The organism is Brevundimonas vesicularis (assembly GCF_027105095.1).
In the GTDB taxonomy this organism is placed as follows: Bacteria; Pseudomonadota; Alphaproteobacteria; order Caulobacterales; family Caulobacteraceae; genus Brevundimonas; species Brevundimonas vesicularis_E.
Genome location: NZ_CP114278.1, coordinates 1062821 through 1082959 on the forward strand (window position 1 = coordinate 1062821; position 20139 = coordinate 1082959).

A 20139-nucleotide genomic window follows, 5' to 3' on the forward strand; every position below is an offset into this window, starting at 1 on the left:
CGGCGCCGACCGCTCAGGCGGTTGTAAGGGTGTTCGAGCCGGCCTCGATCACCATGGTCTGGCGCAGGCTGAGCGTCCCGTCGCGGTCCGACACCTTGTCCAGAACTTTAAACTGGGTGGTCCAGAGGTTAGGCGTCACTTCGCACACCATGTAGCCGCGCTGGGAGTTTCGGAACTTCAGCTGGGGATTGGCCGCCATGAACGGCTCGTAGTCGGACCCGCGATCCGAACCGTCGCCGCGCGAGCTGATCGAGGTGCCGACGAACTCGACCGCGATAGGGGCGCCTTCGGGCTGGCTGCCGTCCAGCCACAGGCCGCCTGCGTAGTTCTGATGTTCGTCGCCGGTCAGGACCACCACATTGTCGAGGCGGCGGTCGCGGATGTGGCGCAGCAGGCGATTGCGGGGCACGCGATAGCCGGCCCAGCTGTCGGTGTTGACCCCCTGGCCGCCTGAGGTGTTGCGGTTCAGGTCCATCATCATGACCTGCTGGGCCAGGGCCTTCCAGCGGGCCTTCGAGCGATCCAGATTGGTCAGCAGCCAGGCCTCCTGGGCGTCGCCCAACACCTGAGCCGCCGTGGCCTCTATGCCGGGGCAGGTGACGTTGAAGCGGCCGCCGCAGGGCTGGTCCGTGCGGAACTGTCGGGTGTCGAGGAAGGCCATGTCCAGCAGGTCGCCGTACTGGGCCCGGCGATAGGCCTGCATGGCGGCGCCGCGCGGGAAGGCCGACTTCCGCATCGGCATGAACTCGTAGAAGGCCTGCATGGCGGCGGCGCGCCGCAGCAGGAAGACCTCTGGCGGAGAGCCTTCCTGGTCTGTTTCGCTGACCCAATCGTTGTCGACCTCGTGGTCGTCATAGGTGCAGAACCAGGCCGCCGAGGCGCGCGAGGCCAGCAGGTCAGCATCCATCGTGTACTGGGAATAGCGGCGGCGATAGTCGTCGAGGCTGTAGACCTCTCCGCCAAGATGGACGCGCGTAATGTCCAGCGGACCTGCGGCCGACTGATAGATCGGGTCGCCCCGATTTTCGTAGATGTAGTCGCCGTAGCAGAAGATGAAATCGAGATCCTCCGCCGCCATCTTGCGGTGGGCGGTGTAGTAGCCCTGCTCATAGGCCTGGCAGCCGGCGACGCCGAAGCGGACGGAAGCCGGCGAGGCGCCGACCAGGGGCGCGGTCTTGGCGCGGCCGACGCCGCTGCGCTCGGTCCCGCACTGGAAACGATAGAAATAGGGGCGGGCCGGCTCCAGCCCTTCGACCTCGACGTGGACGGAGTGGCCCAGTTCTGGTCGCGCGATCGCCTCGCCGGAACGGACGATGGTGTTGAAGCTTCGGTCGGCGGCGACCTCCCATTTTACCGCGACGGGCGCGCGGGGCATGCCGGAGCCATAGGCGAGGGGATTGGGCGCAAGTCGCGTCCAGATGACGAAGCCGTCGGGCAGAGGATCGCCGGCCGTGACGCCCAGTCGGAAGGGGTTGGTGTCGAAGACGGCCTGGGCCAGGGCGGGGCCGGTATGCGACAGCGCGAGGCCTCCTCCGAAGGCGGCCAGCATCGAACGGCGAGAGAGGGCGAGTGTCGTCATCGAAGGCTCCCGGACTTCAGGCCGGCTCTATCGCGGCGATGTGAAAGATTTCCGAGCGGCATGTTCAGCCGTCGATCGGCGTCGGTCCCTCACGACCTGACGAACCTGCTCCAGTTCGGCGGCGCGGCGTTGCGGCGTATGAACATCCATGACGTAGCGTTGTCCTGCGCGGGCCAGGACGACGCGCTCCTCCGGGTGGCGGATCAGACGGTCCATCGCTGACCGCAAGGTCGCAGGCGTTAGGGCGTCAACATAGAGGGCGTGATCGCCGCTGGCCTCGCGAAGGCCGCCCCGGCCGGAGGAGATGAGCGCTGCGCCCGCCGCATGGGCCTCCACGGCCGTCAGGCCGAACGGCTCGTCCCAGACCGACGGCGTCAGGGCGATGGCCGCCGTCTGCATTCGCCGCCGCACCTCGCCCAAGGGCGCGGACTTGAGCACCTCGACCCGGTCGCCGTAACGCTCCAGCGGCGCGACATGCCCGGCCGCCCAGCGCGCGTGGTCGTCCCAGTCGTTCAGCATCAGCACGGCGCGCCAGTCGGGGTGGGCGTCCAGAACAGCTGGCAGGGCCGCGCACAACACATCGACGCCTTTCTCCGGCATGGCGCGCCCGGCGAAGGCGATCATCGGCTCTCGATCCTCCGGCGAGGCCAGCCAGGCGCCGGCATCGATGGGGTTGGGCACCGCGAAGGCTCGGTCGTCAAGATCGGGGAAGGTGCGCACAAAGGCGTCGCGCTCCGCCACGCTGACGAAGATCAGGCCATCCAGCCGCTCATAACGCGCCCGATACCGCCAGCGGTCGATGGGATGGCGCGGCGGGCGAAGCGCGTTGTGGCGATAGAGCAGGTGGGGGGTGTCGGGCAGGGCCTGCTGCACCGCCAACGCCTGTTTCACCTGCTGATGATGTTCGATCACATCGGGCCGAAAGGCGCGCAGCCTTTTGATCAGGGTGGGCATGCGGCTGCGCCCCGCCGGCAGGGCGTCCACGCCCGGCGCTTGGTCGTCGTCCGCGCCGCTGCAGCAGAAGATACGCGTCTCGCCGCCCTGATCGACGCCCGCCATCGTCCGTACGACCGTCTCCATCGAGTTCGGCTGGGATTCGGAAAACAGGCAGCCCGGTGGGAGCAGGATGGCGGTGCGCAAGGGCGACCTCCAAGGGGAAGGATGGCGCGACCTATAGACGGTTCGTGGCGGAACGGCGACGGCGCCGCTTGGTCAGACTCTGCGCCGCGCCCTCAGCCGCAATCGCATCGGCTCGCGGCTGCGCAGGGTGACCTGGTGGACCGGACGGGGCTCGACGGTGGTCAGGGCCTCGACATCGGCGACGCGGAGGATGGCGGCCAGAGCGATCATCGCCTCCTGCAGGGCGAAGGCGGCGCCGATGCAGACGCGCGGCCCGGCGCTGAAGGGAATGTAGGCGTAGCGATCAATGGCCTTGCGGTTCTCGGGCAGGAAACGCTCGGGCTGGAAGGCGTCGGGGTCGTCCCACAGGAGGCTGTGGCGCTGGAGGATCCACGGCGAGATGATGACTGTGGCGCCGGCCTTGATCGGTTGGCCGCCGATCTCGTCGTCGGCCAGGGCCTTGCGGGCCATGGTCGGCGCGGGCGGAAACAGGCGCATCGTCTCCTCCAGCACGGCGCGGGTCCACGGCAGGGCCTCGGCCCATTTCGGATCGGAGACGTCGAAGGTGTCGGCCTCGGCCTGGAGCCGGGCCAGATGCTCCGGCTGGCGCGACAGCAGATGTAGGGTCCAGCCCAGGGCGCGGGCCGTCGTCTCGTGACCCGCCAGGATGAAGGTCAGAATGTTGGCCGCGACCTCTTCGTCGGTCAGGCCCGGACCACCGTTCTCGCCTTTGGCCAGCAGAAGCGCGCTGAGCAGGTCGTCGGGCGGCGCGTCGCCGCTCTCGATCCGGGCGCGTCGGGCCTCGACGAGCTTCGTGACGCGCTGCTCGAAGAAGCGGGCCGAGCGGAAACTGGCCAGCCGGCCCAGGCGCGGGGCCCAGTCCGGCGCGCCCAGCACGTCCAGCGGATCGATGCGCGCGCCATTGGCCAGAAACTGGTTCAGCGCCCGCTCGAAACCACGCGCCTCGCCGCCCAGCTCGTCCGAGAACATGGTCGCCGACAGGATGTCGAAGGTCAGGCCCGACATTTCGCTGTCGATATCCAGCACCCGCCCGCGCGCCGACAGCGACCAGGCAGCCACGCGCGCGTGACAGACCTCGGCCATCCGGGCGTTCAGCGTGGCCATCTTGGCCGGGGTGAACAGGGGCGCGAGGATCCGCCGGGCACGACGCCAGACCTCGCCCTCTGTCAGCAGCAGGCCCTCAGCCAGCATAGGCCCCAGCACCCGCCGTTGCAGATCGCCCTTCACATAGTTGGCGGCGTTCTCGGTCAGGACGTGACGCACGCCCTCGGGATGGCTGACCACCAGGATTTCGCCGAAGGCTGAGGATCCATGCAGTTGCGGCTCGGTGAAATGCCGCTCGGACCACATCTGGATCGGATCGCGCCAACTGATCCACAGGAACGGCAGCAGCGACAGCGGTTTGCCCGCGCGCCGGGGCGGTATGGCAGGGCGGAAAATGGTGTCGGCGGTCGTCGCGTCCATCAGACGCTCCCTGTTCAAGTCGCCGGTTCAGCCAGGCGCATCGCTCCTGAAACGCGCCATCCGGCTCCTGCGTTCATGCGGGATCAATGCGACGTCAACGCGGCGGGCGCGCCCTGCCGATCGCGGCGAGCAAGCGCGTCATATCTTCAGCAGCCAGGTCTTTCGCGCGCTGGCTGGAGACGGCAGGTTTCGAAGCCGTCGCTGCGGGTGGAGCGGCTTGAGCCGCTCTCTTCTTTTCGCGCCGTTCAAAAAGGAAGCGTTGAAGACCCCAGACGAGGTGAGGCGTCCATGGCTGGCCGCAGGCGGTGCTCTTGCTGGCCTTGTTCAGCAGGCCGGCGACCTCGTTGGGCCGGGTGAAGCCGCTCTTGAAACAGGCGCGGAGCAGGGGATCGAGCTCGTCCAGAAACGCCTCTTTGGAGCGATCACGAAAGGCGAAATGCTTCAGCTCGTCTCTGGTGATCTGCGAAGGCTTGGAAGACGGCCGCCCAGCTGACGCGGCCTTGGTGCGGGTGGGCCCCGCTGGCTTTTCGCCGCCGCGATAGGGTCCCTTCGCCAATCTCAGTTCACCGGAGGGGCGGTCGGCGCCCAGGCCTTCATCTGGGCGATCTCGCGCGTCTGGGTATCGACGACGCTCTGCGCCATGCGTCGGATTTCGGGGTCGCGGCTGTCACGCAGGGCGACCTTGGCCATGGCGACGGCGCCTTCGTGGTGGGCGATCATCTTGGCGACATAGGCTTGGTCGATCGTCTGACCCGAGGCGGCGGCCATCTTGCGGTGCATCTCGGCCTCGGAGGCGGCGAAGGCCCGATCTCCAAGGGTGACGCCGGGCGTAGCGCCGCCCATGGCGTGACCGGCATGACCGGCGGCCTGCATCTGTTCAGTCGTGCGCGCCGCCGCTGCCTGGTTGGCGGCGGAGGTGTCGCGCAGCGCCTGCTGCACCGGATCGCCGCCGCCGTCACAGGCGCTCAGCAGGCCGAGCAGCACGAGCGGCGTCAGGACGCGGATCATGCCGCGTCGCCCAGCCAACCCGGCATCCAGCCTTCATGCCATTCGCGCAGATGGGCGACGGGTATGCTGAACAGTTCGCCCTTGTCGCCCTTGGAGGCGAAGGCGGCGCCGCCCGCATGGCCGACGACCGAAGCGTGCAGACCCGCCTCGCGCGCCTTGGCGATCATGGCGTCGGCGTCAGGCACGGCGACCAGGTAACGGGCTTGGTCCTCGGCGAACAGGAAGATGTGGGCGTGGGCGGCGCTGGAGGCGTCCAAGGTCACGCCGACGTCGGAAGCCAGCACTAGATCGGCCGCCGCGCCAATCAGACCGCCGTCCGAGAGGTCGTGAACCACGGTCAGCTCGCCCGCCTCGATCCGGTCGCGCACGAAATCACCGGTCTTCTTTTCAAGCTTCAGATCGACGGGCGGCGGGGCGCCGTCCTCGCGGCCCAGGACCTCGCGCAGATAGATGGAGGCGCCCAGCTCGCCCTGGGTCTGGCCGATCAGGACCAGCGCATCGCCCTCGGCCATGGTCGAGAAGCCCGTCACCACGTCGTAGTTGGGCAGCAGGCCGACAGCGCCCACGGTCGGGGTCGGCGGAATGGCGACGCCGTTGGTCTCGTTATAGAGCGACACGTTTCCGCTCACGACCGGGAACATCAGTTCGCGGCAGGCCTCGGCCATGCCGTCGATGGCGCGCACGATCTGGCCCATGATCTCGGGGCGTTGCGGATTGCCGAAGTTCAGATTGTCCGTGATGGCGATCGGACGGCTGCCGACGGCGGTCAGGTTGCGCCAGGCCTCGGCCACGGCCTGTTTGCCGCCCTCATAGGGGTCGTTCTGGACATAGCGGGGCGTGCAGTCCGACGTGACGGCCAGACCCTTGTCCGTGCCATGCACGCGCACCACGCCGGCGTCGGCGCCGGTCGAGGAGTCCTGCAGCGTGTCGGCCATGACGTGGCGGTCGTACTGTTCCCAGATCCAGCGCTTCGACGCCATGTCGGGGCAGGCGACGACTTTCATCACCGCATCGGCCCAGTTCTCAGGCGCGGGAATGTCCGAGTGGTTCAGTTTCGGCTGAAGCTCCGGCTGAACCCAAGGGCGGTCGTACAGGGGCGCGTCGTCGAACAGGGGCGCCAGCGGCACGTCGCAGACGGTCTCGTCGTGATGCTTCAGCACCAGATGGCCGGTGTTGGTGGTCTTGCCGATGATGGCGAAGTCCAGGCCCCACTTCTGGAAGATGCGATAGCCGACGTCTTCATAGCCGGGCTTCAGCACCGCCAGCATCCGCTCCTGGCTTTCCGACAGCATCATCTCATAGGCCGTCATGCCGGTTTCGCGCTGGGGCACCTTGTTGAGGTTCAGTTCGATGCCGACGCCGCCCTTGCCCGCCATTTCGACGGAGGAGGAGGTCAGGCCCGCCGCGCCCATGTCCTGAATGGCGGCGACGGCGCCGGACGCCATCAGCTCCAGCGTCGCCTCGATCAGCAGCTTTTCGGCGAAGGGGTCGCCGACCTGGACCGTGGGGCGTTTGGCCTCAGACTCGTCGTCGAACTCGGTCGAGGACATGGTGGCGCCGTGGATGCCGTCGCGACCGGTCTTAGAGCCGAAATAGACCACGTCGTGGCCGGCCTCCGGCGCGGCCGAATAATAGATCTCGTCGGCGCGGGCCAGGCCCACGCACATGGCGTTGACCAGGATGTTGCCGTTGTAACCCTTATGGAAGTTGGTTTCGCCCGCGACCGTGGGCACGCCGACGCAGTTGCCGTAGCCGCCGATGCCCGCGACCACGCCGGTGACCAGACGCCTGGTCTTCTCATGGCTGGGATCGCCGAAACGCAGGGCGTTTAGCAGCGCCACCGGGCGCGCGCCCATGGTGAAGACGTCACGCATGATGCCGCCCACGCCTGTCGCCGCACCCTGATAAGGTTCGATGTAGGACGGGTGGTTGTGGCTCTCCATCTTGAAGATGCAGGCGTCGCCGTCGTCGATGTCGATCACCCCGGCGTTCTCGCCCGGCCCGCAGATGACGCGCTCTCCAGTCGTGGGGAACTTGCCTAGGTGGATTTTGGACGACTTGTAGGAGCAGTGCTCGGACCACATGACCGAGAAGACGCCCAGTTCGACGTTGTTGGGCTCGCGCCCCAGCCGGTCGAGGACGACCTGATATTCACTGGGGGCCAGGCCGTATTCGGCGGCCAGTTCGGCCATCGACTTCTGGGGGGTCTTATCAGGAGCGTTCATGGGCGGCGCTTCTAGCCGCAGATGGGCCGAATGTCAGCCCGCGCGGCGCAAGAACGGGGAACATCGTCCATCGCAGGTGGTTGATTCCGTCGACAGCCAAAGGAGCCGCCATGACCGACACGCCCATCGACCCCGCCGCCACCCCCGAAGATGACGACCGGCCCGAGATCGCCGCCGACGACGCCGGCGCTTCCGCCCTGGCCGAACGGGCTCAAAAACAGGCCGACGACGCCGAGGAGGACGAGGCGTGAGCAAGCCCCACACCGACCGCATTGCCCCGGCCTCGGGCCAGCAGATGGATCGTTCAAATGATCTTGAAACCACGGCGGAGATGGATGCCGCGGCGCCTGAAGCGGCTCTGGCCAGCCGTCGTCAGCGGCTGACCGGTTCGGCCGTCGGGGTCGGCAGCGTCGGCTTCGATGAAACCGGCGCCTTCGACGTGGGCGCCGATGACCACGCGCCTCAGGACGACGCGGTCACCGACAAACCCTGAGGCTTAGCGAGCGCGTTCGACCCCCGGTCGCAGGCGGAAGGTCAGCAGCAGGCCGCCGATCAGCAGAACGATCGCGCCGGCCAGGGCCGTGAAGGCGACGGTCGGCTTGTCCGCCTGCTCGGCGACGAATGCGCCCAGAAGACCCCAGGCCGTCGGCAGCGGATAGGCGAGGGTGCGCAGCACCGCCGTCACCGCCAAGGCGACGACTGTCACGGCGACGATGGCGACGATGGCCCAGAGGTTGGGCGACAGGGCGGCGGGCAGGGCGTTGAACGCGGTCGCCGTCGTGATCAGGTTCAACGGCGCAGCCACCGTCAGCCAGCCCGCCAGGGCCGCCAGCGGCCAGACCAGCAGGATGCGCTCACGATCGAATATCGGCAGCGCGCGGATGTGGCCGGATACGGCCAGCATCGGCAGCAACAACGCGATTAGCGAGGCGAAGATCACGCCCACGCTGGCGGCCTTAAGGTTCAGGGCCGCCACGATGATCCAGAAGCCGATGCCGAAAAAGGCGACGGCGGACGGCAGGCCCATCCGGCCCAGCAGCGAGCTTTCGCCCGTCTGCGGCAGGGCCTGACGGATCGCATAGGCCAGAATACCGACATAGATCAGGCCCCAGATCGAGAAGGCGTAGCCCGCAACGCGCAGAGTGCCGGCGCCGTCGGCGGCGAACTCGGCCTGGTTCAGGCCCAGGCCCGCCAGGTTCTGCACCAGGGGCACGATGATCGCGAACAGGGCGGCGGCCAGGACGACCAGACGGCGGGTGCGCTGGCGGGGCGTGGGACGAATTATGGATGACATTCGATTTCCAGTGCGACGCTTGTCTTACCTTTACGCCTCGCCTTGGCGGAAGGTTCACCGCGGCGAACAAGAAAAGTGAAGCTTGCATTGGCGGCGGGCGGCTTCATCCTGCCCGGCATGACGCTGAAAGCCTGCCTGTTCGCTCTGCTGATCTCGACTTCTATCGCAGCCGACCAGACGTCCGCGCAGACAACCGGAGCGCCTTTGCCGGCCTCGGTCCAGACGGCCTGGTTTCGCGTTCGCGCGGCCTTGACGCCCCAGCAGCAAGCCAATGAGGTGCGGCGTTTCCTGTCGGCTCTCGCTAACGAAAACAGGCGGCCGACGACGCCGGCCCTTGATGCGCGCGATATCGCCTCGGGTCGCGCCGTGTCGCTGGACGACCCGGCCCTGCTGCAACGTCCGCAAGCGCATGAGGTCACGGTGACGGTGGACGGTCAGTTCCTGATCTTCCGCCCGCTGTCCCGCGCCAGTCTGGAACCGTTTTTCGGCCGTTAGGAACAATCGGCCCGACCGCGTGGTTGTCAGGGCAGTCCATACTCAAGGAGCCCATCATGGCCGATATCGACAACACTCAGCCCTCGCTCGAAGACGAAGTCGCCGCCAACCGCGCTATCGAACAGGGCCTCGGCGTCGGCGCCCGCGAACTGGCCGCCCAGCGCGAACCGGGCGGCGTGGTCACGCCGGACGAAGACGAAGGCTCTGAAGACGGCGTATCGACCGACGCTGACGAACTGGACGAGAGCCTGGCCGTTCAGGGCGTCGACGACGCCGACTGATCAAGCGGCGGCGTAGATGCTCTGAAACAGGGTCGCGCCGTCGGCGGAGCCGAGTTCGGCTTCGAAGGCGCGATCCGGGTGGGGCATCATGCCCAGGACGTTGCCACGCGCGTTCTGGATGCCGGCGATGTCGTTGACCGAGCCGTTGGGATTGTCGACGTAGCGGAAGACCACCTGACCCTCGCCCTCGATCCGGGCAAGGGCTTCGGCGTCGGCGAAGAAGTTTCCGTCGCCGTTGCCCTGAGTCATCGTCACTGCGCGCTGGCCCTGATAGCCGGCGGTGAAGCGGGTCTGGCCGTTGGCGACGGTCAGGGCGATGGGCTTGCAGACGTATTTCAAACCCTTGTTTCGCAGCAGGGCGCCGGGCAGCATTCCGGCCTCGCACAGGATCTGGAAGCCGTTGCAGATGCCGACCACGGCGACGCCGTTGTCCGCGGCCTTCTTGACCGCCTGCATCACCGGCGACTGGGCCGCCATGGCGCCGCAGCGCAGATAGTCGCCGTAGGAGAAGCCGCCGGGAATGACGATCAGATCGAGGCCCTGGGGCAGTTCGGTCTCGGCGTGCCACACCATCGAGACCGGCTCGCCGGTCGAGCGTTCGACGGCGACCTTGCAGTCGCGATCACAGTTGGAACCGGGGAAGACGATGACGGCTGCGCTCATGGCGCGGGCCTTTAGCAGGGTTCTTTCGGCTTGTCAGGCCGTCGCGCGCGCCCGACCGGTCAGCCAGGCGATGAGGAAGATGACGAATCCGCCGAACGACAGGCCCATGCCGACCCAGCCGGTCGAGGCCCAGCCATAGCCGGCCGCGATCGCCATTCCGCCCAGTAGCGGGCCGATGGCGTTGGCCGTGTTGAACGCCGAGTGATTCAGCGCCGCCGCCAGGGTCTGAGCGTCGCCGGCGACGTCCATCAGCCGTGTCTGCAGGATCGAACCCAGACCGCCTCCGCCGCCGATCAGGAAGACCACGACCATCACGGCCCACAGCTGCGGCGCCGCCAGCGGATAGAGGGCCAGCGCCGCTGCACTCCATAGCAACAGGCCGCCGGCCGCCTTGAATCCCAGATGATCCGCTGCCCAGGCCCCCAGGATGTTGCCGACGAACATGCCGATGCCGAACACGGCGAAGACCCACGGCATCAGGGCTGGGCCGATGCCTGTGACGGACTGCAAGGTCGAGGCGAGATAGGCGTAGACCGCGAACATGCCGCCAAAGCCGATGGCGCCGACGCCCAGCGTCAGCCAGACCTGGCTGCGCTTCAGGGCGCCCAACTCGCGCCAGGGACTGGCGTCGGGGTGGGCCGGATCGCGCGGGGCGAACAGGGCGACCAGGGCCATGGTGACGACGGCCAGCATGCCGACGATGGCGAAGGTCCAGCGCCAGCCGTGCGCGTGGCTGATGATGTTGACGACGGGCACGCCCAGAACGGTCCCGACCGTCAGCCCCATCAGGATGGTCGAAACCGCGCGCGTGCGGAAATGCAGCGGCACGATGGAGGCCGCGACCAGGGCCGCCACGCCGAAATAGGCCCCGTGCGGCAGGCCGCTTAAGAAACGGAACACCAGCATCCAGTGATAGGTCGGGGCCAGGGCGCTGGCCACATTTCCAATGGCGAACAGGGCCATGAAGGCGATCAAAAGCAACCAGCGCGGATACCGTGCGCCCAAAACCGCCAGGATCGGCGCGCCGACCACGACGCCAGCGGCATAGGCGCTGATGACATGGCCCGCCGTTGGCGCATCCACGCCAAGCCCGGCGGCGAAGTCCGGCAGGACGCTCATGGCCGCGAACTCGGTCACGCCGATCGCGAACCCGCCCATGGCCAAGGCGATCAGCACGAGGGCGACCGCCCCGCGCGAGCGGACGGGAAGGGCAGTGTCTAGAGCGGCGTCTGTCATGTTGCGCTGCACACTAATCAGCGTTCATGACGCCACAAGGGCGACGCCGCCCCGCATCGATCACGCTTTGTTTTCGTAGGTCGCGGTGAGCGACGCCCTGGCCAGGGTGTGGAAGTGCAGGTTGAAGCCGAACACGGCGCCGGAATCGTCGGCCGTGACCTCCAGGCTCTCCACATCCACGGCGAAGACGGTGAAGATGTAGCGGTGCGGCCCATGGCCGGGCGGGGGGGCGGCGCCGCCGAAGCCGGGCTGGCCATAGTCGGTGCGGCCCTGGACGGCGGTATGCGGCAGATGCCCGCCCGGCGAGCCGGCGCCGGCCGACAGCTCGGTCACATCCGCCGGAATATTGGCCACTGTCCAATGCCAGAAGCCCGAGCCGGTCGGCGCATCGGGATCATAGCAGGTGATGGCATAGCTCTTGGTCCCCTCCGGCGCGCCGGACCAGGAGAGTTGCGGCGAGGTGTTGCCCTTGGCGTGAACCTGAGCGTCCGGCAGCACGCCGCCGTCCTGGATGTTGGTGGAGGTGAGGGTAAAGGTCATGGGCGCTCCGTCAATCAAGCCGTCTGCTAAACTGGCGTCGATGCCGAAGGATGCAACTGTCTCCTTCCCGCGACATGGGAAAGGAGACAGCAGATTTACGCCGCCTCGATGCGGTAGCTTTCGATCACCGTGTTGGCGAGCAGCTGCTCGCACATCTTCTTGGCTTCGCCCTGCGGGTCTTCGGCGCCGGCGAGGTCGAACTCGATCAGCTTGCCGACGCGGGCGTTTGAGACGCCCGACCAACCCAGACCCTGCAGGGCGCCTTCGACGGCCTTGCCCTGAACGTCCAAGACGCCGGGCTTGAGGAAGACGTGAACCTTGACCTTGCTTGAAGCGGTTGGGGCCATCAGTGCAGACCTCCCTGAATCACCGTCGGCATGCCCTTCATGATGCCCAGGCGACGCGCGACTTCGGTATAGCTCTCGATGACGTCGCCCAGGTCGCGGCGGAAGCGATCCTTGTCCAGCTTCTCACCCGAGGCCGTGTCCCACAGGCGGCAGCTGTCGGGGCTGATCTCGTCGGCGAGCAGCACGCGGCTGAAGTCGTTTTCCCACACCCGGCCGAACTCGATCTTGAAGTCCACCAGGGTGATGCCGACGGCGCTGAACATGCCCGACAGATAGTCGTTCACCCGCACCGTCATCGCCAGCATGTCGTCCAGCTCCTGGGTCGAGGCCCAGTTGAAGGCGGTGATGTGCTCTTCGGTAACCATCGGGTCGTTGAGCTCATCCTTCTTGTAGTAGAATTCGATGATCGAGCGGGGCAGGGGCGTGCCTTCCTCGATGCCCAGGCGCTGGCTCATCGAGCCGGCGACGATGTTGCGGCACACGACCTCCAGCGGAATGATCTCGACTTCGCGGATCAGCTGCTCGCGCAGGTTTAGGCGCTTGATGAAGTGGTTGGTCACGCCGATGCCGTTCAGGCGCGACATGATGAACTCGCTGATCTGGTTGTTCACCACGCCCTTGCCTTCGAGAACGGCCTTCTTCTGAGCGTTGAAGGCGGTGGCGTCGTCCTTGAAATACTGGATCAGGGTGCCGGGCTCGGGTCCTTCGTACAGGATCTTGGCCTTGCCCTCGTAGATCTTCTTGCGCTTGCTGTTCATGGTCCGGTCCCGGCTTACGGGCGCCCTCCAGAAACAAAAATCGCGCGGCCATATGGGGAGGGGGAAGACCCGGTCCTGGCGGCGCGTTTCGGAATCGTTCGGGCAGTCAATCTCGTTCGCGGTCTCCTTAGACGAAGGCGGCCCGCGACACAAATGAGGATGGCCGGCGCCGCAATCATTGGGGACAGGATGTCCATGCGACTGAAGTCAGGTTGCGTTCACGGTCGGGCGGTCTATAGACGGCGCTTGCCCCGACGTTAGCGGGGTGGACGGAGCTTTGCTGAGCGAAATGACGACCTTCGACGATCGGGAAAAGGCCTTCGAAGCCAAATACGCCCTCGATCAGGAGCAGGAGTTCAAGGCCATCGCCCGGCGCAACCGGATGCTGGGCCTTTGGGCTGCGGAAAAGATGGGGCTGTCGAGCGAAAGCGCGGACCAATATGCCGCCGCCGTGGTGCGCGCCGATTTCGAGCAGCCGGGCGACGAGGACGTGTTCCGCAAGGTCGCCGGCGACTTCAAGGCCTCGGGCCTGTCTGTGTCGGAGGGGGAGATTCGCTCCAAGATCGACGAGCTGGCCTCGATCGCCCGCGAGCAGATCCGCGCCGGCGAGTGATCGCCTCGGTCTTTGGACTGATCTGAGAATTCGAAAGGGCCGCACCCGGGGGAAAGTGCGGCCCTTTCTTCTTGCCGGGGACGTTGGGGGATGTCTCACCCGGCGTACTGTGCGTCTCGCGCCCCTGAAGAACACAGGGGACAAGATTTGGTTTCAGGCGTCGCCGCCCGAAACCAAATATTTTTTACGGCATCAGAACCGTGTCGACGACGTGGACGACACCGTTCGATTGGCCCACGTCGGCCTGCGTGATCGTGGACTTGCCGCCCTTGGCGTCGGTGATGACCCAGGTGTTGTTCGGGCCGGCCGAAACCTTCAGTTCTTCACCCTGAACCGTCTTCAGCGTGGCGGTTCCGCCGTTCGCCTGGGCTTGTGCGGCGATATCGGCGGCCGTCAGGCGACCGGGCACGACGTGATAGGTCAGAATCTTGGTCAGATCCGCCTTCATCGCCGGCTGCATCAGGCTGGTGCGGGTCGCCTCGGGGATTTTCGCGAAGGCGGCGTTGTCAGGGGCGAAGACCGTGAACGGACCGGGACCCTGCAGCGTCTCGACCAGGCCGGCGGCCTGAACGGCGGACACCAGGGTGCTGAGGTTCGAGGCCTTGGAGGCGTTGGCGACGATGGTCTCGTTGGGGCTCATGGCTGCGCCGCCCACCATGGGATCGGTTGCTGGAGCCATAGCGGCGCCCTCAGCCGGAGCCATGGCGGTGGACTCGGCCGGGGTCGTGGCGGCTGGTTCGTTGTTGTTGCAGGCGCCCAGCGCCATCAGCGCGCCGCCGGACACGGCGACGAGCATCAGATTGCGAAGATTTGTCATTGTGTTTCGTTCCCTTTGGGCCGCTCTCAAGGCGGTAACAGGAACGTTACGCGTCAGACCGAACAATGGATGCGTGTCGCGCGACAAGTTATCGCAGCTTGACCATTCAATCACTATGCGCAGTTTCTTTTGCTGCTTTGCAGCGAAAGACTTATGTCGAGACGATATCTGTCAACGAATTCCATGAGCTGGCTTTGATTGTCATCCCCACCGCATGAGCGGGACTGGACGACGGCAGATCAATCCAGCGAACACCGTCGACGTCGCCAATAATGCGTCGCCCCAGCTTGGCTGCCAGCTTTCCATTGAAAGCGACCGCCCTTAGCGCCGGCAAGTCACCGATCAGTCCGCGCAAATCGGCCGCCTCCGGTGAGCGGATCGCCGCATCTAGGCTGCCCGACCGCTCCGCCGAAGCAATCACGTCCCATAGACCGACGCCGCGCGCCTTCAATCGGTCGAGACGCTGCTCGTAGGGCAGGACCGCAAGGTCTTCGCCCAACACGCCGCCGATCAGCGGCCAGAAGGCGTTGCGCGGATGGGCGTAGTACTGCGCCGCCTTCAGCGAGGCGTCGCCGGGCAGGCTGCCAAGGATCAAGAGGCGTGTGGCCGCATCGACGACGGGCGGAAAGCCGATGCGGCGATCTGCCAACTGGGCGGGGGTCACCCCTCTCCAAACACCCGCTTGAACACCACGTCCACGTTCTTGGTGTGGTAGCCGAGGTCGAACAGGGCTTCGAGCTGGTCGGCGGGCAGGGTGACGCGGTCGTCGGCCTTCAGGAAGTCCAGGAAGGCGCCTTCGCCGCGCCAGACTTTCATGGCGTTTTCCTGCACGGCGGCATAGGCGTCCTCGCGCGAAACGCCGGCCTGGGTCAGGGCCAGCATCACCCGCTGCGAGTGCACCAGACCACCAAGGCGGTCGATGTTCTTCTGCATATTCTCCGGGTAGACGTTCAGTCGCTCGACCACATTGGCCAGACGGTGCAGGGCGAAGTCCAGATGGATGGTGGCGTCCGGGCCGATGCCGCGCTCGACCGAGGAGTGGCTGATGTCTCGCTCATGCCACAGGGCCACGTTCTCCATGGCGGGCGTCACGGCCGAGCGGACCAGACGGGCCAGGCCGGTCAGGTTCTCGGTCAGAATCGGGTTGCGCTTGTGCGGCATGGCCGACGAGCCCTTTTGACCTTTGTCGAAGAACTCCTCGGCTTCGAGGACTTCTGTGCGTTGCAGGTGGCGGATCTCGACGGCGAGACGTTCGACCGATGAGGCGACGACGCCCAGGGCGGCGAAGAAGGCGGCGTGGCGGTCGCGTGGGATGACCTGGGTCGAGACCGGCTCGACGGTCAGGCCCATCTGGTCGGCGACATATTGCTCGACCGCCGGGTCGACATTGGCGAAGGTGCCGACGGCGCCCGAGATGGCGCAGGTGGCGATCTCTTCCTTGGCGGTGATCAGGCGGCGTTTGGCGCGCTGGAACTCGGCGTGATAGCCGGCCAGCTTCAGGCCGAAGGTCACCGGCTCGGCGTGGATGCCGTGCGAACGGCCCACAGTCGGGGTGTATTTATGCTCCTTGGCGCGTGTCTCCAGCGCGGCCAGAACCCGATCGACGCCCTCGATCAGCAGGTCCGAAGAGCGCGCCAGCTGGACCGCGAAACAGGTGTCCAGCACGTCCGAAGAGGTCATGCCCTGGTGCAGGAAGCGCGCTTCCTCGCCGACGATCTCGGCGACGTGGGTCAGGAAGGCGATGACGTCGTGCTTGGTGGTGCGTTCGATCTCGTCGATACGGTCGGCGTCGAAGGTCGCATCCTTGCCCTTGGCCCAGATGGCGTCGGCCGATTCCTTGGGGATCACGCCCAGTTCGGCCATCTTCGTGGCGGCGTGGGCCTCGATCTCGAACCAGATCTTGTATTTGGTGTCCTGGGACCAGATGGCGGCGGCGACGGGGCGGGAGTAGCGCGTGATCATGGGCGGGTCGTGTCGGTCGTGGGGGGCGCGGAGTCAAGGTTTGGCGGGGCCGTGAGACTGACTTTGACAGCCCCTGTTCCGGATTCAGCGCGCTTCTCGCACGCCGCTCGGATCGCGGGCGACGCCTTGGCGGTGGTTGTGCTGAAGCTGGCGACGAGCCATTGATGGCGGCGACAGGAGACGCGTGATGGAACTGGTGATCGGCGACAAGGCCTATTCGACGTGGTCGCTGCGGCCGTGGCTGGTGCTGAAACATTGTGGCGCGGTCTTCGACGAGATCATCGTGCCGCTGAACCAGCCCGACACCGATCAACGCATCCGCGAGTATTCGCCGTCCGGTCTCGTCCCGGTGCTCAAGGTCGAGGGCGAGGTGATCTGGGATTCGATGGCCATCGCCGTCTGGGCGGCAGAACGCTATCCGGAAGCCCGTCTCTGGCCATCGGACGCGCATGCGCGCTGGCTGGCGCGCTCGGCGGCGTGTGAGATGCATGGCGGCTTCACCGCCTTGCGCACGGCCTGTTCCACCGGCCCGGATCACTGGATGGTCGGTCCTAGTCGCGCGCCCGCACCGGACCATCCGAGACTGGCCAAGGATTTGCGCCGGATCGTCGAGCTGTGGCGGAGCCTGCGTGAGCGGTTCGGCGCGAGCGGGCCGTATCTGTTCGGCGACTGGTCCGTGCCGGACGCCTTTTTCACGCCGGTCGCCGCCCGCATCCGCCATTTCCAGCTGGACCTCGCCGCCCACGGCGACGACGGCACGGCCCGGGCCTATGCCGAGACCTTGCTGGCCCATCCCCACTTTCTTGAATGGGAAGCCGACGCGCTGAGCTTAACGCGCGACAACCATCCCGGCTGACGCAGCGTTAAACGGACGCTGTTATCTCTATGGGGATGACGAGCCCGATCCTGCCCAGCCCTCCGACGCAAGCTGCTGCGCGCGGCCTCAATCCGGTCATGGCCTATGGGCTTGCGGCCCTGGTCGGGGCGGCGTTTTGGGCCAGCCTACTGTTCGCGGTCTTCTAAGACGTCAGCGCGCGCCGGCGATGGGTGTGGTCTCGGCGATCAGGACCGGCTCCGCCTGCGGCGGCGGGGCGACGTAATCCAGCGCCATCGGGACAGCGCGCGCGCCCGATGCGACGGCGTCCAGCGTCTTCAGCGGGCCGCCGAACAGGCGCTGATAGATCCAGTAGCTGGCCATGACCTTTTCGACGTAGTCGCGCGCCTGGGGCACGTCGATCGTCTCGATCAGCAGCAGGGGATCGGCGTCCGCGCCCAGCTTCCTGACCGCCGACAGCATCGGCCCAGGACCGGCGTTGTAGGAGGCCACGGCCCGCAGCAGATCGCCCTGGAAGGCCGGCAGGGCCAGCATCTTGTTGATGTAGGCCTGGCCCAGACGCATGTTGACCGCCGGAACCAGCAGCTTGGTCGGGTCCGAGACGAAGGTGCGATCGCCGGTCATCTCGGCCGCCGTCGTCGGCATGACCTGCATCAGCCCATAGGCGCCGACGCTGGAGCGGGCGTTCGGATTGAAGTCGGTTTCCTTGCGCGCCAGGGCGTACACCAGCGCCCGCTCGATGACGAAGCCGCCTTCGGGCGCCAGGTCCGGCATCGGATAACGGGTCGCGTCGATGCGGCTGGCTTCGGCCGACGTGTTGATCGGCAGGATGGCGCGCGCCAGGGCGGTCCACATCTTGGCCGCATCGCCGACGGCGGTGCGCAGGCCGGATCGCAGCTCGGTCTCGGCGTCGGCGTTGCGCCCGACCTCATAGAAGGCGACGGTGCGCTTGGCGCGGGCGTCAGCCTGGACGAAGGCTTCCAGGGCGGTCGGTTCGACGGCGGCGCTCTGGGGCACATAGGCGGCGCGACGCAGGCGGGGCTCGGCCTCATAGGGGCGGGGCCCCATGTTCTCGATCGTCGGCTCTTCTCCAAGCTGACGCAGGGCGATCTGGCCATAGAAGGTGGCAGGCCACTGGGCCGACAGGCGCAAATAGTCGGTGACGCGATCCTGACGACCCGACTGGGCGGCGGCGCGCGCGGTCCAGAAGGCGGCGCCGGCGCGCACCCAAGCGTCCTCGGTCGGATCGTTGGCGACGCGTTCGAAAGCGGCGAAGGATTCGTGGAACTGGCCCAGACGCCATTCCGCCAGGCCGACCGTCCACCAGTCGCCGATCTGGCGCCCCAGGGCCGAGGCGCCGGTCAGGTCGTCGTTGTTGTAGGCGACGCGCGCCGCCTTCATCGGATCGGTGACTCCGCCTCCGCCGGACACGGCGGTGACCAGACTGTTCCAGGTGCGGCCGATCACACCGCCGGGACGCACCGGCTCGGGCGCGCCATCGGGGCGACGACGCAGGGCCAGCGTATAGACGCGATCCGCGCACGGCAGATCCGAATAGGTCTCAAGCCAGGCCGTCAGCTCTTCGTAGGTGGCGACGTGGTCGGGATGGAACAGGCTTTCAAACTCGACCTGACCCAGCAGCACACGGTCCTGCGCCTGACGGGCCGCCGTGCGAGCGGTCTCGATGTCGCCGCGGCGCAGGGCGTCGAAGGCGGTGGTGTAGGACAGTCTGTCGGCGGAACTCAGCGCGGTGGGGCGCACGGAACCGGCGCCGGCTTCAGCGGTTGATCCGTAAGGCGTCTCGGCGGTCGCGGCCGTCGTGGCGGCGCAGAACGCAAGAACAAGCGTCGGCGCGAGGAGCGCGCGGCGGAATAGGAACATAAAGCGGCGGCCCCCTCGTTGGCGACGCGCATGGGATACAGGCGCGTGTATGGCGATCGGTCGTCAGCATGCGAGCATGCCGCGACTACCCTTGTTCTTCAACCGAGTCCGTTTCAAGGCGAACGGCCAGAGAAAGCAGGTCCGCCCACACCTGCCGTTTCGCTTGTGGCTGACGCAGTAGGAAGGCGGGATGCAGGGTCGGCATGACGGGCGCCGACAGCGCCCCTTCCAGCAGACGCCATTCCTTCCAGTTGCCGCGCAGCTTCATGATGCCTTCCTCGGCGCCGAGCACCGACTTGGCCGAGGCTGCGCCCAGCAGCAGCACGGCCCTGGGCTTCAGCAGGGCGAAGGCGCGCTCGACAAAGGGCGCGCACACCGCCTGTTCCTGAGGGCTGGGGGTGCGGTTGCCGGGGGGACGCCAGAAGACCGTGTTGGTGATGAAGACCTTGTCGGTCAGGCCCGCCGCCGCCAGCATCCGGTCCAGCAACTGCCCGGCCTTGCCGACGAAGGGTTGGCCCGCCCGGTCCTCTTCCGCGCCGGGGCCTTCGCCGACGATCAGGACCGAGGCGTTGGGGTTGCCGCGTCCGAACACCGATTGCGTCGCGCCCATGCCGCGCAGCGGACAGCCCTCGAACGCCGCAACCGCCGCCGCCAGATCCTGAAGCGTCGCGGCGCCGGCGGCCAGCCGCCGCGCCTCGGCGAGGGCGTCATCGGCGTTGACGCCGGCCAGGGGCATGACGACCGAGGCCGTCGCCCTCTGCACCGCCTTGACGGCCGGAGGCGGGGCGATGTGGGTGTGATCGACGGGCGCATCGCCATAGCAGGCGTCGACCCCCGCATCCCGCCAGAAGGCGAGCAGGCTTTCGACTGCAGCGATGTCATGGGGTTGCGCGTTCATGTCTCGAACCACCGATAAGCCTTGACCGCCCTCGCGTCACCTTCCGATAAGCGGCATAACCACACAGATAACCGGGATTCAGGGGAAACCATGGCCGAAGACG

The 20139-nt window shown here is 66.9% G+C and carries 24 protein-coding genes; 7 read left to right on the top strand and 17 right to left on the bottom strand.

What is annotated here, in order from left to right:
* Nucleotides 1-13: 13 nt before the first annotated feature.
* The 6 genes from O2K97_RS05240 to purL form a co-directional block, all read right to left on the bottom strand.
* Complete coding sequence (locus O2K97_RS05240) at nt 14-1579, bottom strand: alkaline phosphatase D family protein (protein ID WP_269220732.1); 1566 nt, start codon at nt 1577-1579, stop codon at nt 14-16.
* A gap of 27 nt (nt 1580-1606) precedes the next feature.
* Nucleotides 1607-2719 (bottom strand): glycosyltransferase family 4 protein, encoded by a 1113-nt coding sequence (locus O2K97_RS05245; RefSeq protein ID WP_269220733.1) that lies wholly within the window; start codon nt 2717-2719, stop codon nt 1607-1609.
* 72 nt (nt 2720-2791) lie between these two features.
* Complete coding sequence (locus O2K97_RS05250; RefSeq protein WP_269220734.1) at nt 2792-4183, bottom strand: cytochrome P450; 1392 nt, start codon at nt 4181-4183, stop codon at nt 2792-2794.
* A gap of 94 nt (nt 4184-4277) precedes the next feature.
* Nucleotides 4278-4739, bottom strand: a complete 462-nt coding sequence (locus tag O2K97_RS05255; protein WP_269220735.1) for a hypothetical protein — start codon at nt 4737-4739, stop codon at nt 4278-4280.
* Between the two features lie 2 nt (nt 4740-4741).
* Nucleotides 4742-5191, bottom strand: coding sequence for a DUF305 domain-containing protein (locus O2K97_RS05260; protein ID WP_269220736.1), 450 nt, complete (start codon nt 5189-5191; stop codon nt 4742-4744).
* Nucleotides 5188-7416, bottom strand: a complete 2229-nt coding sequence (purL, locus tag O2K97_RS05265; RefSeq protein WP_269220737.1) for a phosphoribosylformylglycinamidine synthase subunit PurL — start codon at nt 7414-7416, stop codon at nt 5188-5190. Before purL ends, O2K97_RS05260 begins: the two co-directional genes overlap by 4 nt.
* A 110-nt stretch (nt 7417-7526) precedes the next feature.
* Here purL and O2K97_RS05270 point away from each other — a divergent pair, with 110 nt between their 5' ends.
* Both O2K97_RS05270 and O2K97_RS05275 read left to right on the top strand, forming a co-directional pair.
* A complete protein-coding gene (locus O2K97_RS05270; protein ID WP_269220738.1) occupies nt 7527-7667 on the top strand; it encodes a hypothetical protein in 141 nt (46 codons plus the stop codon).
* Nucleotides 7664-7909 (top strand): Tat pathway signal protein, encoded by a 246-nt coding sequence (locus O2K97_RS05275; protein ID WP_269220739.1) that lies wholly within the window; start codon nt 7664-7666, stop codon nt 7907-7909. The genes O2K97_RS05270 and O2K97_RS05275 overlap by 4 nt, the downstream gene beginning before the upstream one ends.
* A 3-nt stretch (nt 7910-7912) precedes the next feature.
* On the opposite strand, the gene O2K97_RS05280 is transcribed toward O2K97_RS05275, so the two are convergent.
* Nucleotides 7913-8710 carry a hypothetical protein gene (locus tag O2K97_RS05280; RefSeq protein ID WP_269220740.1) on the bottom strand — a complete coding sequence of 266 codons (798 nt, stop codon included), beginning with the start codon at nt 8708-8710 and terminating at the stop codon, nt 7913-7915.
* Between the two features lie 75 nt (nt 8711-8785).
* Here O2K97_RS05280 and O2K97_RS05285 point away from each other — a divergent pair, with 75 nt between their 5' ends.
* Nucleotides 8786-9205: a hypothetical protein gene (locus tag O2K97_RS05285; protein WP_269220741.1), complete on the top strand. Its 420-nt coding sequence runs from the start codon at nt 8786-8788 to the stop codon at nt 9203-9205.
* Nucleotides 9206-9261: 56 nt separating this feature from the next.
* Nucleotides 9262-9486 carry a hypothetical protein gene (locus O2K97_RS05290; RefSeq protein ID WP_269220742.1) on the top strand — a complete coding sequence of 75 codons (225 nt, stop codon included), beginning with the start codon at nt 9262-9264 and terminating at the stop codon, nt 9484-9486.
* On the opposite strand, the gene purQ is transcribed toward O2K97_RS05290, so the two are convergent.
* The 5 genes from purQ to purC form a co-directional block, all read right to left on the bottom strand.
* Entirely contained in the window at nt 9487-10149 is a 663-nt protein-coding gene (purQ, locus tag O2K97_RS05295) for a phosphoribosylformylglycinamidine synthase subunit PurQ (RefSeq protein WP_269220743.1), read from the bottom strand.
* A 33-nt stretch (nt 10150-10182) separates the two neighbouring features.
* Nucleotides 10183-11385 carry an MFS transporter gene (locus tag O2K97_RS05300; RefSeq protein ID WP_269220744.1) on the bottom strand — a complete coding sequence of 401 codons (1203 nt, stop codon included), beginning with the start codon at nt 11383-11385 and terminating at the stop codon, nt 10183-10185.
* Nucleotides 11386-11445: 60 nt separating this feature from the next.
* Complete coding sequence (locus tag O2K97_RS05305; protein ID WP_269220745.1) at nt 11446-11925, bottom strand: YbhB/YbcL family Raf kinase inhibitor-like protein; 480 nt, start codon at nt 11923-11925, stop codon at nt 11446-11448.
* A 95-nt stretch (nt 11926-12020) separates the two neighbouring features.
* Nucleotides 12021-12272, bottom strand: a complete 252-nt coding sequence (purS, locus tag O2K97_RS05310; protein ID WP_055805975.1) for a phosphoribosylformylglycinamidine synthase subunit PurS — start codon at nt 12270-12272, stop codon at nt 12021-12023.
* Nucleotides 12272-13030 (bottom strand): phosphoribosylaminoimidazolesuccinocarboxamide synthase, encoded by a 759-nt coding sequence (gene purC, locus O2K97_RS05315; RefSeq protein ID WP_017504770.1) that lies wholly within the window; start codon nt 13028-13030, stop codon nt 12272-12274. The genes purS and purC overlap by 1 nt, the downstream gene beginning before the upstream one ends.
* Before the next feature lie 289 nt (nt 13031-13319).
* Between purC and O2K97_RS05320 the strand changes: the two genes are divergently transcribed.
* Nucleotides 13320-13643 (top strand): DUF1476 domain-containing protein, encoded by a 324-nt coding sequence (locus O2K97_RS05320; protein WP_039244540.1) that lies wholly within the window; start codon nt 13320-13322, stop codon nt 13641-13643.
* Between the two features lie 184 nt (nt 13644-13827).
* Here the strand turns inward: O2K97_RS05320 and O2K97_RS05325 are convergent, their stop codons facing one another.
* From O2K97_RS05325 to purB, 3 genes are all read right to left on the bottom strand, one after another.
* Nucleotides 13828-14460, bottom strand: a complete 633-nt coding sequence (locus O2K97_RS05325; RefSeq protein WP_269220746.1) for a fasciclin domain-containing protein — start codon at nt 14458-14460, stop codon at nt 13828-13830.
* A gap of 151 nt (nt 14461-14611) precedes the next feature.
* A complete protein-coding gene (locus tag O2K97_RS05330; protein ID WP_419466085.1) occupies nt 14612-15124 on the bottom strand; it encodes a DNA-deoxyinosine glycosylase in 513 nt (170 codons plus the stop codon).
* On the bottom strand, nt 15121-16422 hold the full coding sequence (gene purB / locus O2K97_RS05335) for an adenylosuccinate lyase (protein WP_205682778.1): 1302 nt from the start codon (nt 16420-16422) through the stop codon (nt 15121-15123). The genes O2K97_RS05330 and purB overlap by 4 nt, the downstream gene beginning before the upstream one ends.
* A gap of 187 nt (nt 16423-16609) precedes the next feature.
* Here purB and O2K97_RS05340 point away from each other — a divergent pair, with 187 nt between their 5' ends.
* Nucleotides 16610-17278 carry a glutathione S-transferase family protein gene (locus tag O2K97_RS05340; protein WP_269220747.1) on the top strand — a complete coding sequence of 223 codons (669 nt, stop codon included), beginning with the start codon at nt 16610-16612 and terminating at the stop codon, nt 17276-17278.
* Nucleotides 17279-17307: 29 nt separating this feature from the next.
* Entirely contained in the window at nt 17308-17445 is a 138-nt protein-coding gene (locus tag O2K97_RS05345) for a hypothetical protein (protein ID WP_157004422.1), read from the top strand.
* A gap of 4 nt (nt 17446-17449) precedes the next feature.
* Here O2K97_RS05345 and O2K97_RS05350 read toward each other — a convergent pair whose 3' ends face one another.
* Both O2K97_RS05350 and O2K97_RS05355 read right to left on the bottom strand, forming a co-directional pair.
* The gene (locus O2K97_RS05350) at nt 17450-19018 is read right to left on the bottom strand and encodes a lytic transglycosylase domain-containing protein (RefSeq protein WP_269220748.1); all 1569 of its coding nucleotides are present in this window, start codon (nt 19016-19018) and stop codon (nt 17450-17452) included.
* A 205-nt stretch (nt 19019-19223) separates the two neighbouring features.
* The gene (locus tag O2K97_RS05355; RefSeq protein ID WP_269220749.1) at nt 19224-20036 is read right to left on the bottom strand and encodes a uracil-DNA glycosylase; all 813 of its coding nucleotides are present in this window, start codon (nt 20034-20036) and stop codon (nt 19224-19226) included.
* Nucleotides 20037-20139: the final 103 nt, after the last annotated feature.

Excerpts from the sequence above, each read along its gene's own strand:
- O2K97_RS05240 (WP_269220732.1), bottom strand. The coding sequence starts at position 1,579 with ATGACGACACTCGCCCTCTCTCGCCGTTCGATGCTGGCCGCCTTCGGA.
- O2K97_RS05250 (WP_269220734.1), bottom strand. The coding sequence starts at position 4,183 with ATGGACGCGACGACCGCCGACACCATTTTCCGCCCTGCCATACCGCCC.
- O2K97_RS05260 (WP_269220736.1), bottom strand. The coding sequence starts at position 5,191 with ATGATCCGCGTCCTGACGCCGCTCGTGCTGCTCGGCCTGCTGAGCGCC.
- purL (WP_269220737.1), bottom strand. The coding sequence starts at position 7,416 with ATGAACGCTCCTGATAAGACCCCCCAGAAGTCGATGGCCGAACTGGCC.
- O2K97_RS05270 (WP_269220738.1), top strand. The coding sequence starts at position 7,527 with ATGACCGACACGCCCATCGACCCCGCCGCCACCCCCGAAGATGACGAC.
- O2K97_RS05280 (WP_269220740.1), bottom strand. The coding sequence starts at position 8,710 with ATGTCATCCATAATTCGTCCCACGCCCCGCCAGCGCACCCGCCGTCTG.
- O2K97_RS05290 (WP_269220742.1), top strand. The coding sequence starts at position 9,262 with ATGGCCGATATCGACAACACTCAGCCCTCGCTCGAAGACGAAGTCGCC.
- purQ (WP_269220743.1), bottom strand. The coding sequence starts at position 10,149 with ATGAGCGCAGCCGTCATCGTCTTCCCCGGTTCCAACTGTGATCGCGAC.
- O2K97_RS05300 (WP_269220744.1), bottom strand. The coding sequence starts at position 11,385 with ATGACAGACGCCGCTCTAGACACTGCCCTTCCCGTCCGCTCGCGCGGG.
- O2K97_RS05305 (WP_269220745.1), bottom strand. The coding sequence starts at position 11,925 with ATGACCTTTACCCTCACCTCCACCAACATCCAGGACGGCGGCGTGCTG.
- purS (WP_055805975.1), bottom strand. The coding sequence starts at position 12,272 with ATGGCCCCAACCGCTTCAAGCAAGGTCAAGGTTCACGTCTTCCTCAAG.
- purC (WP_017504770.1), bottom strand. The coding sequence starts at position 13,030 with ATGAACAGCAAGCGCAAGAAGATCTACGAGGGCAAGGCCAAGATCCTG.
- O2K97_RS05320 (WP_039244540.1), top strand. The coding sequence starts at position 13,320 with ATGACGACCTTCGACGATCGGGAAAAGGCCTTCGAAGCCAAATACGCC.
- O2K97_RS05325 (WP_269220746.1), bottom strand. The coding sequence starts at position 14,460 with ATGACAAATCTTCGCAATCTGATGCTCGTCGCCGTGTCCGGCGGCGCG.
- purB (WP_205682778.1), bottom strand. The coding sequence starts at position 16,422 with ATGATCACGCGCTACTCCCGCCCCGTCGCCGCCGCCATCTGGTCCCAG.
- O2K97_RS05340 (WP_269220747.1), top strand. The coding sequence starts at position 16,610 with ATGGAACTGGTGATCGGCGACAAGGCCTATTCGACGTGGTCGCTGCGG.
- O2K97_RS05345 (WP_157004422.1), top strand. The coding sequence starts at position 17,308 with ATGGGGATGACGAGCCCGATCCTGCCCAGCCCTCCGACGCAAGCTGCT.
- O2K97_RS05355 (WP_269220749.1), bottom strand. The coding sequence starts at position 20,036 with ATGAACGCGCAACCCCATGACATCGCTGCAGTCGAAAGCCTGCTCGCC.